At 51.5% G+C, this 13,270-nt stretch carries 10 protein-coding genes; all 10 read right to left on the bottom strand.

All coding sequences use genetic code 11. The features are described 5' to 3' along the window. Complete coding sequence (locus DW677_RS01810) at positions 1-1,533, bottom strand: sugar ABC transporter ATP-binding protein (protein WP_117566387.1); 1,533 nt, start codon at positions 1,531-1,533, stop codon at positions 1-3. 118 nt (positions 1,534-1,651) lie between these two features. Next, positions 1,652-2,779, bottom strand: a complete 1,128-nt coding sequence (locus DW677_RS01805; RefSeq protein WP_117566386.1) for a galactose ABC transporter substrate-binding protein — start codon at positions 2,777-2,779, stop codon at positions 1,652-1,654. 235 nt (positions 2,780-3,014) lie between these two features. Next, entirely contained in the window at positions 3,015-4,022 is a 1,008-nt protein-coding gene (locus DW677_RS01800; RefSeq protein ID WP_117566385.1) for a galactose ABC transporter substrate-binding protein, read from the bottom strand. 13 nt (positions 4,023-4,035) lie between these two features. Beyond that, a complete protein-coding gene (locus DW677_RS01795) occupies positions 4,036-5,007 on the bottom strand; it encodes a substrate-binding domain-containing protein (RefSeq protein ID WP_117471738.1) in 972 nt (323 codons plus the stop codon). Then, positions 4,997-6,796: a sensor histidine kinase gene (locus tag DW677_RS01790; RefSeq protein WP_117566384.1), complete on the bottom strand. Its 1,800-nt coding sequence runs from the start codon at positions 6,794-6,796 to the stop codon at positions 4,997-4,999. The genes DW677_RS01795 and DW677_RS01790 overlap by 11 nt, the downstream gene beginning before the upstream one ends. Before the next feature lie 20 nt (positions 6,797-6,816). Further along, positions 6,817-8,457 (bottom strand): response regulator, encoded by a 1,641-nt coding sequence (locus tag DW677_RS01785; RefSeq protein ID WP_117471736.1) that lies wholly within the window; start codon positions 8,455-8,457, stop codon positions 6,817-6,819. Between the two features lie 81 nt (positions 8,458-8,538). Next, positions 8,539-9,204, bottom strand: coding sequence for a GGDEF domain-containing protein (locus DW677_RS01780; protein ID WP_242992090.1), 666 nt, complete (start codon positions 9,202-9,204; stop codon positions 8,539-8,541). Between the two features lie 526 nt (positions 9,205-9,730). Beyond that, positions 9,731-10,609: an MBL fold metallo-hydrolase gene (locus tag DW677_RS01775; protein ID WP_117469620.1), complete on the bottom strand. Its 879-nt coding sequence runs from the start codon at positions 10,607-10,609 to the stop codon at positions 9,731-9,733. A gap of 29 nt (positions 10,610-10,638) precedes the next feature. Beyond that, the gene (gene nhaC, locus DW677_RS01770; protein WP_117504506.1) at positions 10,639-12,039 is read right to left on the bottom strand and encodes a Na+/H+ antiporter NhaC; all 1,401 of its coding nucleotides are present in this window, start codon (positions 12,037-12,039) and stop codon (positions 10,639-10,641) included. A gap of 202 nt (positions 12,040-12,241) precedes the next feature. Beyond that, on the bottom strand, positions 12,242-13,183 hold the full coding sequence (tsf, locus tag DW677_RS01765; protein ID WP_117469399.1) for a translation elongation factor Ts: 942 nt from the start codon (positions 13,181-13,183) through the stop codon (positions 12,242-12,244). Positions 13,184-13,270 lie beyond the last annotated feature (87 nt).

The raw sequence follows: 13,270 nt of genomic DNA, 5'->3' as shown, positions 1-13,270 counted from the left end.
CTACTTGTTTTCCTTGCCGCTTAAAGTGAATTTTGTGGCAAAGGACATGATCTTCTCCTGAGTTGCGTCTTCTCCTTCCACCTCACCGGTGATGTGACCGTTGCACATTACGATGATTCGGTTGGACATACCGATCAACTCCGGCATTTCCGACGAGATCATAATGATGGATTTGCCCTGTTTTACGAGATCGATCATGATCTGATAAATCTCGTATTTGGCTCCGACGTCGATACCACGGGTCGGCTCATCCATGATCAGGATATCAGGATTGTTTGCAAGCCATCTTGCGATAATTACTTTCTGCTGGTTGCCACCGGAGAGAGACTGGATCAGCGTCTTTCCGCTCGGTGTCTTGATCTTTAATTTCGCAATGCTGTCCTTTACGACCGCATCGACTTCTTTTTTGTTGATCTTACCCATATGGGTGTAATTCTTGTAGGAAGCGATCGCAGTATTGTCATCGATGCTCAGGCATCCGAAGATACCGTTTCCGCGTCGATCCTCTGTGATCATTCCGACGGAGCTGTTGATCGCATCCTGCGGTCTCTTGATGTGAGTCTCTTTTCCGAGGATCTCCACGGTACCGCTCTCAATGTGGCGCATTCCAAAGATCGCTTCCATAAGCTCGGTTCTCTGCGCTCCTACCAGTCCGCCAAAGCCCAGGATCTCACCTTTCTTTAATTCAAAAGAGCAGTCCTTGAAGGAATTCGGCAGAATACTTGTCAGGTGGCTGACCTTTAAGACCGTCTCATCCGTCCGGTAATCATCCTTCGGCGGATAGACGTTATTTAATTCACGTCCAACCATCTGTTTTACGATCTCCTCATCGGAGATATCCTCGATCGCCCAGGTTCCAACGTATGTACCGTCGCGCATGATCGTGATATCGTCGGAGATCTGGCGGATCTCAGCCATCTTGTGGCTGATATATATCATAGAAACACCTCTGGATTTCAGGTCTCTGATGATCCGGAATAATGCTTCTACCTCGTTATCAGTCAGTGAGGAGGTCGGCTCATCCAGAATTACAAGGTTTGCACTCTGGCTGACCGCTTTTGCGATCTCTACTGACTGCATCTGTCCGATTGATAATGTGCCGAGTTTTGCTTTCGGGTCAAAATCCATCTTGACATCCCGAAGCCATTTCTCAGCTTCTTTGTTCATCGTCGCATGATCAACGACCTTGACCGGTCCGTAGTTTTTCATCGGATACCGTCCAAGATACATATTCTCAGCGATGGAGCGCTCAGGAATCGGCTGAAGCTCCTGATGAACCATGGCAAGTCCTTTGTGAAGCGCGTCGTCCGGGTTTGCGATTTCGGTCTTTACACCGTCAATATAAACTTCGCCTTCATCCATTTTGTAAATTCCGAAAAGACATTTCATCAGTGTCGATTTTCCGGCACCGTTTTCTCCCATCAGTGCGTGGACCGTTCCGGGGCGGACCCGTAAATTTACTCCGTCAAGTGCCTTAACACCTGGGAAGGTTTTTTTGACTCCTCTCATTTCGAGTCTGTACTGTTCTGCCATCCCAAAACTCCTTTCAGATACACTCCCCCGCATCTCCGGGTGGCATATTTTTTTAAGTTTTAAGTTCAGAGAACCGGGTGTGCCAGACACACCCGGTTCTCATTTGTTACAGTATCAATTACTTTAACATATCAAGGATTTCCTGAGCGTTATCCTTAGTAACCTTTTCGTAGTTGACCATGTTGACAGCATCAACCTTCTCGCCGCTTAAGAACTTAACAGCGATATCGCTTGCAGCCTGAGCCTGTGCGAAGTGGTTGTTGAATACAGTACCTGTCTGCTTGCCATCGATTACGTTCTGAACAGCCTCTGTCAGAGCGTCAACGCCTACAAGGTAGATATCCTCGTTAACTTTACGTCCTGCTGCCTCGATTGCCTGTAATGCACCAAGTGCCATAGCATCGTTGTTGCAGAAGATAACCTCGATCTTGTCGCCGTACTGGTTTAAAGCGTCCTGTGCGATCTGCTGAGCCTTAGCCTGATCCCAGTCACCACGCTGTTTTAAGAGCTCCTCAACTTCCATTCCTGCGTCTGTAAGAGCCTTAACAGAGAACTCTGTTCTGTACTGAGCATCTACGTTCTCCGGATCACCCTGGATCATGATGTAGGAAACTTTGCCATCGCCGTTGATATCACCCTTGTTTGCAGTCTCAAGGATCTCTTCGCCCTGGTATGTACCGGACTGTCTTGCGTCACATCCTACGTATGTAGCGTTAAGACCTTCAGATTCCCATCTCTCTTCTTCTGCTGCGTCCGGCTCACGGTTGATGTAAACAACCGGGATACCAGCTTCTTTACACATATCTGTGATCTCCGGTGCGGAAGAAGCCTGTACAAGGTTTAAGATCAGAACGTCATATTTCTGAGTGATGAAGTTCTGGATCTGGTTTGTCTGCTCTGCCTGATCGCCCTTACCATCCTGAACGACTACGTTCTCAGCCTTGAATCCAAGGTCCTCTGTTAAGTAGCGAACTAACTCTGTTCTGTAAAGAGTCATGAAGTTATCATCGAACTTGTAGATGCTGATGCCGACTTTCTTGTCTGCTACATCTGTGGTTGCTGCTGCGGCTGCAGCTGTTGTTGCAGCTTCTTTTGCTGCCTCGGTAGCTGCTGCTGTTGTCTCTTTTGCTGCCTCAGTAGCTGCTGCTGTTGTTGCTGTTGTGGAAGAGCTTCCTCCGCATCCTGCTAAAGACAGGGCCATCATGGAAGCCAGTGCCATTGCTGTTACTTTCTTTGTCATTCTCATGTTTTGAATCCTCCCATTCAAAAAATAATTTTGACCGTTTAGGCATTTTTCCTTAACGATGAATTCATTATAGCCTGCCTTTGTGCATTTTTCCATACTATTTTTTATGATAAATTATTAAAATTCTTTGATTCCTGTAAAAAAACCACAATTTTTTGTCATATCATGGCAGAAATCAGCTTAAATATAACAGTACAGGCATGCGCGAGGCGGCGCATGCCTGTAAAAAATGATGTCAGTTAGCAATGATATGCTGGGGACACCAGAAATATTTTTCCTGGGTCACCTCTTTTCCCATTGCGAGCTCCTCCGCCGTATCGAAGATTCTCTTCGCGTAGATATCCTTGCTGGACTCAACCGTCCCAAAGAGTTTTCCCTCGCGGAACGCCTCCTGACCGGCCGGTGTCCCGTCGATCCCGACAAGCTTGATCGTCCCGGCGACGATCCCCGCCCGCTCGATGGCATCAATCGCACCAATAGCCATGTCATCATTGTTGCAGAGCACAAGCTCGATTTTATTCCCATAATCCGAAAGCCACTGTTCCATGAGGGCGGAGGCCTGGTTTCTCTCCCAGTTTGCGATCCCGCCTGTGATCTTCTCGATCGGAACACCGCCGTCCTTCAGAGTCTCGATGGACCACTCCGTGCGGATCAGGGAATCCTGGTGGTTCGTCTCCCCCTCAAGGAGGACATAAGAAACAACCCCGTCCCCGTTCCGGTCAAGGGTTGACGGATTCTTCTGGTAGGCGTCCACGAGGATCTGCCCCTCCAGCACCGCGGACTCCTTTGCGTCCGCCCCTACATAGTACAGTTTCTCCCAGCGGTTCATGTCCTCCGCGACCGGCTCCCGGTTGAAAAAGACAATGGGAATATCCGACTCCATGGCCTGATCGATCACGCCGGACGCGGCAGAACGGTCCACCATATTGACGCAGAGCACGTCGCAGCCAAGGTCGATCATGCGCTCCGCCTGGCTGTTCTGCGTGAGCTGATTTCTCTTCGCATCCCGGACATCCAGCGTCACGCGGACCCCGGTCTCTTTTTCATATTCCTTCGCCGCCTGCTCCATGGAATTCCGGAGAGTGCCGATGAACGTGTCATCCCCGCGGTATAACAGGACACCGATCCGCAGGGACGTCTTTTTTTCCTCATGCCCTCCGGTCTTTTTCGCGTACAGCCAGGCGCTTCCCCCGAGAAGCGCCGTCGCCGCAATGGCAAGGATCAGAACATTTCCCTTTTTCATACCTGCCTCCCCCCTATTCCATCGGATATAGCATCTTTTCGAAAATCCCACTCCTTAAGATCTCCCCGTCGATATACTCCGGTGTCAATGTGATCCGTTTTTCCTTCCACTCTCCCCCAGCTGCCTGAACCGCCTTTTCAACACTTAAATACCCCTCGTCGAACCGGTTCCATGCCATCAGACCCTTGACGATCCCCCGGTCGAGCTGGTTTAAGAGCGCCGTCGTGCTCCCGATCCCGTAAAGGGCCGTCACATGCTCCCGGTACACACTGCTGCCCTCCAGGATATCCGCAAGCTCGGATAAGGCACCAACATCCATGCCGACCGCCATAAAATCACCGCTCTCCGGATATACCGTTTCCTCGATAGCCTTGCGGTATGTGTCCTCTGACTTTTTCTCGATCAGACGTACGGTAAAACCGGCGGGGTCCAGCACAGAGCGGATCCCGTCATACGCGTCAAGGTTCCCCGTGTACTCCATTCCCTCGGAGAACAGGCATACCGGCACAGCCGGATCCTCGCTCTCCGCAATCTTCTCCCCAAGCGTCCGTCCCATCTCGTAGCGGTCCACAGAGATGGAGCACGCCACCGAGCTGTTGATCGCCGTGGGACCAAGAAAGATCACCGGGCAGCCTGGCGAGATCTCATCGAGCTTCATGACCGCGAGATCCTCGCGGACCGGTGCAAGGATGATCGCATTCGCTCCGTCCTTTATTTCACGGACGATCAGTTCTTCCTGCTGTTCCTCATCGTTTTCCGCGTACAGCGTGATGAAATTGACATCCGCCTGATACTTCTTCTCCGCCATATCCATGCCCGCGCGGAAGCTCCCATAATAGTTGTCATTCACGTTGTCTATGATGACGGAGATCCGGCAGATCTCCCTCTTTTTTTCCTTGATGATCAGATCCGTGGACGACAGCAGATAGAGCATCACAAGGAGAAGGACGCCGGCACACCAGCTGATTTTTTCTCTATTTGACATGGATCTTTTCCCCCTCTGCAGTCTCAGCGTAAGACACCGCCCGCATGTGGATCGTCACGACCGTCCCCTCATCGAGCTCGGATTCGATGGACAGACCGTATTCCTGTCCAAAATACAGCCGGATCCGCTCATTGACGTTCCGCACCCCGATCCCGGAGCCGCTTCCGGACTTCACATGCGGCTTATCCGTGAACATGCCTTCCACCTGCTCCTTCGTCATCCCGAGTCCGTTGTCGGAAACCTTCATATAAAGATCCTCCCCGTCCCGGTACACCCGGATCCGGATCTCCCCATCACCGTCCATAAACTCCATTCCGTGATAGACCGCATTCTCGACGAGCGGCTGGAGGATCAGCTTCACGCTCGCGAGCTCCATGACATCCTCATCCGCCTCGATCTCATAAGTAAAACGGTTCTTAAACCGCATGTGCTGGATCATCAGATAGTTTCTCACATGTTCCAGCTCATCCCGAACGGGAATAATGCTCTTCCCACGGCTTAAGCTGATCCGGAAGAATCTGGCGAGCGCCGTCACGACCTTCACCGCGTCCGCCTGTTTCTCATTCTCGATCATCCAGACGATGATATCGAGGGTGTTGTAAAGGAAATGCGGGTTGATCTGCGACTGTAAGACATCAAATTCATTTTTCCGCTTGGATTCATGCTCCGCCACGATGTCATCCATCAGATGCCGGATCTGGGTCGTCATGTTCCGGATGGAGGTGCCGAGGTGACGGATCTCATAGGAACCGCCCACATAGACTTCCGTTTCCAGATTGCCCGCCTCAATCCCGTTCACAGAACGCTCCAGTTTTTCGATCGGTGTCGTAATCCTCGTGGAAATGTAAGCATTGATGACCGCGAGGATGAATACGACAAAGGCAACAATAAACACGATCAGGATCCTTGTCTTCAACGCGTTTAAGGATGCGCCGCCGAGTGCCGCCGCCCCGACGATCTTCCAGCCGGTATAGCCGACCGTCTTGACCGTCACGGCACGCCCCTTTCCTTTATATTCCTCCCGATGGATCCCGTCCCTGTATTCCGCTGCCGCCTCAAGGTTCTCATCCTCGAGCCCGGAGTAGATCAGCTGGGACTGCGGATGGTAGATCAGCTCCCCATCCGCGCCGAGAAGATAGACATAGCCGCCGTTTCCCAGGGTGATCCCGTCAAACAGCTGTTCCAGGCTGTCATAGCGGATGTCGATGAGGAGAACGCCCTGCTCCGTGGACGAGCCCTCCGTGATCTCCACCGCGCGCGCCGCCGAGATCACCCAACGGTACTGGTTCTCCCCCGCGTCGAACACCCGCTGGACATGCGGGACTGAGAAGTGAAGATTCTCCGTCTTTTTCAGCGCCGCCTCAAACCACGGTTCCGCTGCCGGATCTGCCCCCGTCTTGAGTCTCGTGGCGGGAACGGCCTCCAAAAGCTCTCCGTCTCTGGAAAACAGGGCGATATTCTCGACATTATCCTTGTTGTTGTCGTAGAGAAGCGTCATCTCTTTGTTGACACTCTCATTCCTCAGATCCGTGTTTTTTACGATCCCGTAGTATGTGGTGTCCGAAAGCTTCATGATTCCGCGGAGCCACACATCCACAGACCGGTTCAGCTGGTCGATCAGGATCTGGTTCTCCTCCTGCATCGTATCCGACATCTGCTTTGACATCCGGCTGTACAGGGACAGTCCGATAAAGATGCTCGCCGCCAGGGCTGTCACCGTAAAGTAGACGAAGATCATATAGCGGATGCTGGTCCGTTTGAAAAAGCTGCCCTCATTTTCCGGTTTCATACCTCTCTCCCCCGCCGGCCCTACGACCGGCTTCCTCTGAATTTCGTCGGTGAAACGCCGAATTTTTTCTTAAATACGTAGCTGAAATAATTCTGTTCCTGGTAGCCGACCTTTGCCGCGATCACATAGGTCTTGTCATCCGTCTTATTCAACAGCTCCACAGCCTTATTGAGACGCACATCCGTCAGGTAACCGATATAGGTCTGCCCCGTCGCTTTTTTGAACATCGTCGAAAAATAGGCGGGACTCATGTGCAGCGTCCGGCAGACCTGCTCCACAGACAAGTCCGGATCCTGGTAATTCTCCATGATATACCGCTTCGCGCGCTCCATGCTCTGGCGCGTCGTATTGTCACGCTCCTGGTCCATCGCCCCGTTGATCCTGAGTGCCGCCTCAAGAAGCCATTTTGAGAACTTCTCCCGGTTCATCACCTGCCGGATCATCATAAACGGGTCCGTCCCCATCCCGGTATCCCCAAAAAGCACTCCCATCTCCAGGTCGTACTGCTGGATGAGCTGGACCAGACAGTTCGCGGTGCTGAACATGTAGGTCTGGTACTGCCGCGCATGGACCTTCGCGTCAGACATCCTTCCGATGATCCCGGATACCACGGACCTTATCTTCTCCTCCGGACCGAATTTTACCGCCTGGATGAGGGCAGACTCGTCCTCCGCGGTAAACTGGAGCTTTCCGGTGTTCACCGGCTCCACATCGTTGATGTAGATCGTACTGCCGCTCCCGACAATTGCGCAGTAGCCCAAGGCATCGAGCGCTGACCGGAAGGACTCACAGATCAGACCGAGCTCCGTCCGGCTGTGCCCGATCCCGATCGTTACCGGGATCATCAAGATCTTCCGGATCTCCTTGCAGATATCGCTTAAGATGTCGATCATGCTGGTCTGGGAGTTGTTCTCATCGATCGCCACGATCCCGGCGATCTCCGCGTCAGCCGCCCCGGAGAACGAGAACAGGGAGAATCTGCAGTACGGTTTCAGGTTCTCCTCAAGGATCTGCATCACAGAGATCGGGATCAGCTCCCGCTCCTCGTGGAGCGGAAGGATCAGCTCCCCTGACACTTCGGAAATTTCCGCTTTCACCGCAATGGAGATCCACTTTTTCGCTCCCGCAAGTGGGATATCGTACTGTTCCAGGCGGTCATTGACCGTTTTCCCGTCCATCTGGTGGCTCACAAGATCCTTTAGGAACTGCTCGCGCAGGATCGGCAGGCTGCGTCTGTAGTTTTCCCGCAGAAGGCTCACATCGCGCTTCTGCTCGATCTCCTCGTCGAGGCTCTCCTGGATCCTCCTCAGGATCGCCGTCAGCTCCTCCACATTCACGGGCTTTAAAATATACTCCGTCACATTCAGCTTGATCGCGCGCTTCGCATAATCGAAATCATCATATCCGGAAAAAATGACGATCTTCATCGATGGATACCTCTGGCGGATCTTCTCCGCAAGCGTCAGCCCGTCCATGTATGGCATCCGGATATCCGTGAGGACCACGTCCGGCTCTAAGGCTTCGATCTTCTCCAACGCGTCCTCCCCATTCTCCGCGTCCCCGACAACGGTAAATCCAACCGCCTGCCAGTCGATCTTGCGGATAATGCTCTTACGCACTTCCTCCTCGTCATCCACAAGGATAATTCTGTATAAGTCCATTTCCTGCTCCTATCTTTTAAAAGATCTGTTCCAGATGCTTCCGGATGACCGCCTCATCGGTCAGTTTTGCGATATGACCGTTCATGCCCGCCTTGATCGCTCCTTTTCGGAAACCGCCGTTTCCCCATTCTGACAGCCTGCCAGACCCGGAGTGCAGAGAAGGAGCATAACGGCTCCAAAGATTACAGAGCGCCTGCCCCCTCCTGTCCTTTTCTTTCTATTCAACGCAACAAGGTCCTGCATGTATTCCATCCTTTTCATCCGCCCCGGCCACCTTGCCTGTTTCCGTGCTTTTTTATTCGCATACATATTCGCGTCCGCGCGCGCTTTTGTGTCGGAAATGCTCTCCTGCTCCTCGATCAGGGCACTGCCGTATGAGGCACCTGGGAGCATATGCAGCGATTTTTTCTGTTTTTCTATGATCCAGTAAAATTTCTCCCTGCAGTATTTTTCCTTCTCCGGTTTCCTGAACAGGACGCAGAACTCATCTCCGCCAATCCGGTAACAGTTTCCATAGCGGGAATACGCCTTTTTCAGACATTCCGCGATCACCTTCAGGCACTGGTCCCCCGCCTGATGACCGTATGTATCGTTGATGTACTTAAAATTGTCGAGGTCGAGGACGATCAGCATCTTATCCTCCGGCTGGAGGTTCAGTGTCCGGTTCAGATAGCTCTTCTGGCTTAAGAGTCCCGTCAATCCATCCAGCTGGTTCCACATTTCATTGCAGTAGATGTAATAGAGCACTGAGATCAGGGTACTTTGCCATGATATTGACCGGGCGGAGTCTTACCGGAGTCCCATCCACTATCACGGTAACCAGCTCAAGGACTGAGATCACGCCGATCAGGATGAAGGTCAGCAGAAAAGTCCTTCTCTGTCTCGGAAACAGCGCTTCACTAAAATTGACGAGCATACACATGAACCCAAGGACAAAACAATTGATAACCGTCAAAGAAAAAAATAGAGATCCGGCATATCAGGTTCCTCTCTTTCAGATACTAAACGGGCACGCCGCCTTCCGGCGACAACGCTGTTACGTATAATTATACTGTGGAAGCATATAATCGTCAAGCCAGCCCTCCGGTAGGTTTGCGCGCCCTTTCCCGTCCCGGTCCAGCCTGAACTGTGGTTTTGCCTGTCCTCTTCGTTTTTTATTAAATATCATTATACTGCTTACTACTGTTTCTGGCAATGCTGCGGTCAGGTGTTTTTAAGACATTGGGCTGTAACGAAAAAGAGTGCGCATCTTTGGCACGTCAGTGCCTGTTTTCTAAAAGACATCCAGGTCCATTCCATTCACCACAGGACCTTCGTAACCGGCATTCCGTATCTCCTCAAGGATCGCCTCGTTTCTTCTCGCCATCTCGGCTCCCACATCCACCGTGTTGTCCTGGATCTCCATGTGATAGATCCGGTGGTATGTGACGAGAAGCTTTGGTCCTGCCTTCTTCGCGATCTCTGCAAGATCCACACTCAGGGTGTGAACCTCCCGATGGTATTTCTGCCACTTCGGTTCCCTCGCGGCAAGACCTGCCGTGTATTCTACTTCATGGAGAAGAATATCACAGCCCTTTGCCTTTTCCGCAACGATCTCAAGCGGCGCGGTATCCCCACTGATCACGATCACCCGGTCCGGCGTCGTAAATTTGAAGCCATAGCTCTCAAGCGTCCCATGGCTCACCGGGAAGGCTTCGACTGTCACACGGTCATCCCGGTAGATAACTCCGGAATTTATTTCCTGTGTTTCCACCCGGTATCCCACTTCATTTGCCTTTTCAAAACCGTTGATCCGGAAATCAATATCCACCTTGTAGGCCTTTAGCAAATGCTCTGTCATATCCCGGATCCCTTTCGGTCCAAATACCCGGAGTGGTTCTTTCCGCTCCAAGACCCATGGGGTAAAGATCAGGTCCGGGTATCCTACCGTGTGATCCGTGTGCAGGTGTGTGCAGAACGCGGTCACCAGCCTGTCCGGGCGAAGCGCGTCGATCCCGTTCCGGTATGCCTTCGCCGCCTGGCGGACGACCCCCGGACCGAAATCAACGAGGTACGCCCGGTCGCCAACAACGACCGCAGATGACGGACCGCTGGCATCCGGGCACGCGTTCGGCGTTCCGGTACCGAGAAGTACAAGTTTTGTCTCCATCATGATTCTCTCTCCTTTTTCCCTTCCGCGCTTCATCCCTGCTTCTGTTCGTTTTCATCCTCCACATGCCGGATCGAGATTCCGGTAAAGCCGTAAAAGATGCTGAAAAACGGAGTCAGATATAACAGGAACAGATATGGGAAGAACGCAGACCATGCGACGCCGAGCGTTCCCGCCATGTATACGCAGTACCCATGCCACGGGATCATCGGTCCGGAGAGCGTTCCCGCATCCTCCAGGCTTCTCGATAAAATCTCCGGGGCAATCTTTCTCTCCTTAAACAACGGTTTCATCATGTTTCCGGTCAGGACATGGGACATCGGCTGGGAACAGCTGATCAGGCTTGTGATATAACCGACGAGGAGCGTCGCGAAGATCAGGCCGCCATCGCTGTTAATCCGTCCGGTGATCGCGCGCAGGATGTTGTCAAGAACACCCAATCTGTCCAGCATGCCGCCCATTCCGACCGCGAAACAGATGATCGCCACATACTGCAGCATGCTGCTCATACCGCCACGGTTTAAGATCGTTTTCAGAACAGCCTCCTCAATCTGGGTCGTATAGCCGTTGTAAGCAACACGGATGATGCTCTGGAGCGTCGCGCTCTGGCAGAAGAACGCAACCGCACCGGCGCACACCGAGGACAGTCCCAGGGATACGATCGCGTTGACTTTACATAAGAGCAGGACAATGATAACCGCCGCCGGGATCAATGTCACAAGACCAAGTTTAAATTCTCCCTGAAGTGCCTCCGTGTAGACAAGAAGGTTTCCCTCTTCATAACCACCGGAGGTCTGACTGATCCCGAGAATGACAAACAGGACCAGGCTGATCACAAAGGTCGGCAGCGTTGTCCATAACATGGACCGCACATGATCGTTGAGCTTCGCGCCCGCAACAGCCGGGGCAAGATTCGTCGTATCGGAGAGCGGGCTTAACTTATCCCCGAACATGGCACCGCAGATGACTGCGCCTGCCACCATTCCAGGATTGATTCCCATCGCATTTCCAATCGCCATCATCGCGACACCGGCACTTCCGACCGAGCCGTAGGATGTTCCGGTCACAAGGCTTAAAACGGCGCAGAATACAAGTGTCAACGGCAGGAGCCAGGTTGGATCGATCAGTTTCAGACCGCCTGCGATGATCGTGGCGATCGTACCGCTCTGGAGCCAGGTACCGATCATGACGCCGATCGCCATAAGCAGACATAGTGTCGGAACGACCACACGGATCGCGTCGTAGGCACCACTCACAACATGGTCATATTTGATCTTTAACCATTTACAAAACAGATAGATGATGATCCAGCTGAAAAACAGTCCGATCATCGGTCCTCCCGTCTTCAGCCGGATGCAGACTGCGACTGATCCGATGATCAGAAGCAGGAGCAGAAGCGACTGAGGCATATTCAGTTTCTTTTCTTCACTCATAACAATTTTCTCTCCCCTGAAACTCATTTTTTAATTTAAAGCATTAAACTTTAAAGTGCTGTATTATTATATCGAATATTCAGGAAAATTGCAAGAGCTCACACAAATTAAAATAGCCGGAACCCACAGAAATACTGGATTCCGGCTGTTTTTAACAGCTTATATGAATGATTCGATATAAGCTGCATTTTCGCTTTATGAATTATTTACCCATCTGAGCAGCAACCTCAGCTGCGAAGTCCTCGTTTTTCTTCTCAAGACCTTCACCAGTCTCGAAACGAACGAAGCTCTTAACTTCGATGTTAGCGCTGTTCTCTTTAGCAACCTGTGCTACATACTGAGCTACGGACTGCTTGCCGTCCTCTGCTTTTACGTAAACCTGGTCTAAGAGACAGATCTCTTTCATCTCTTTGTTGATACGACCCTGGATCATACCCTGGATAACCTTCTCCGGCTTGGAAGCTTCCTTCGGATCATTCTGGATCTGAGCCATAAGGATGGATTTCTCATGCTCGATGTAATCTGCGCTTACTTCGTTGCGGTTTGTGTACTTCGGGTTAAGAGCTGCGACCTGCATACAAACGTTCTTTGCCATCTCTTTTACAGCGTCGTTTACAACATCTGTCTGAACGTCAAGAAGAACACCGATTCTGCCGCCTGCATGAATATAGGAAGAAACGAAACCGTTCTCCTCTGTAACCTGTTTGAAACGACGGATGCTCATGTTCTCACCGATGATGGAGATTTCAGAAGAAAGAGCTTCCTTAACAGTAAGGCTCTCATCTGCTGTCCACTTCTCGTCCATAAATGCGTCCATATCTGTCGCTGTTGTTGTAAGAGCCTGAGCTGCTACCTGAGCAACGTATGCCTGGAACTTAGCGTTCTTAGCAACGAAGTCTGTCTCAGAGTTAACCTCAACGATAACAGCTTTCTTCTCATCTGCTGCCATAGCTGTGTCAACGATACCCTCAGCTGCGATACGTCCAGCTTTCTTCTCAGCGCCTGCAAGTCCTTTTTCTCTTAAGAACTCAACTGCTTTGTCCATGTCGCCGTCTGTAGCAGAAAGGGCTTTCTTACAGTCCATCATTCCAGCGCCTGTCATTTCTCTTAAATCTTTTACCATTTTAGCTGTAACTGCTGCCATGTTTCATTTCCTCCGAATCATATTAAAGAATCAAAATGTGTCTTTTCGGAAGAAGGTGCTGCCACTGACAGCACCTCCTTGGATTCC

Source organism: Clostridium sp. AM25-23AC (assembly GCF_003435125.1).
Lineage (GTDB): Bacteria > Bacillota > Clostridia > Lachnospirales > Lachnospiraceae > Pilosibacter > Pilosibacter fragilis.
The sequence above is the reverse complement of the archived record's forward strand: the minus strand, read 5'-3'. Positions and strand labels throughout refer to the sequence as shown.

What these genes read in the sequence shown, in the direction of transcription:
- DW677_RS01790 (WP_117566384.1), bottom strand. Translation starts at nt 6,796, where the DNA reads ATGAAACCGGAAAATGAGGGCAGCTTTTTCAAACGGACCAGCATCCGC.
- DW677_RS01810 (WP_117566387.1), bottom strand. Translation starts at nt 1,533, where the DNA reads ATGGCAGAACAGTACAGACTCGAAATGAGAGGAGTCAAAAAAACCTTC.
- nhaC (WP_117504506.1), bottom strand. Translation starts at nt 12,039, where the DNA reads ATGAGTGAAGAAAAGAAACTGAATATGCCTCAGTCGCTTCTGCTCCTG.
- DW677_RS01785 (WP_117471736.1), bottom strand. Translation starts at nt 8,457, where the DNA reads ATGGACTTATACAGAATTATCCTTGTGGATGACGAGGAGGAAGTGCGT.
- DW677_RS01805 (WP_117566386.1), bottom strand. Translation starts at nt 2,779, where the DNA reads ATGAGAATGACAAAGAAAGTAACAGCAATGGCACTGGCTTCCATGATG.
- tsf (WP_117469399.1), bottom strand. Translation starts at nt 13,183, where the DNA reads ATGGCAGCAGTTACAGCTAAAATGGTAAAAGATTTAAGAGAAATGACA.
- DW677_RS01800 (WP_117566385.1), bottom strand. Translation starts at nt 4,022, where the DNA reads ATGAAAAAGGGAAATGTTCTGATCCTTGCCATTGCGGCGACGGCGCTT.
- DW677_RS01775 (WP_117469620.1), bottom strand. Translation starts at nt 10,609, where the DNA reads ATGATGGAGACAAAACTTGTACTTCTCGGTACCGGAACGCCGAACGCG.
- DW677_RS01795 (WP_117471738.1), bottom strand. Translation starts at nt 5,007, where the DNA reads ATGTCAAATAGAGAAAAAATCAGCTGGTGTGCCGGCGTCCTTCTCCTT.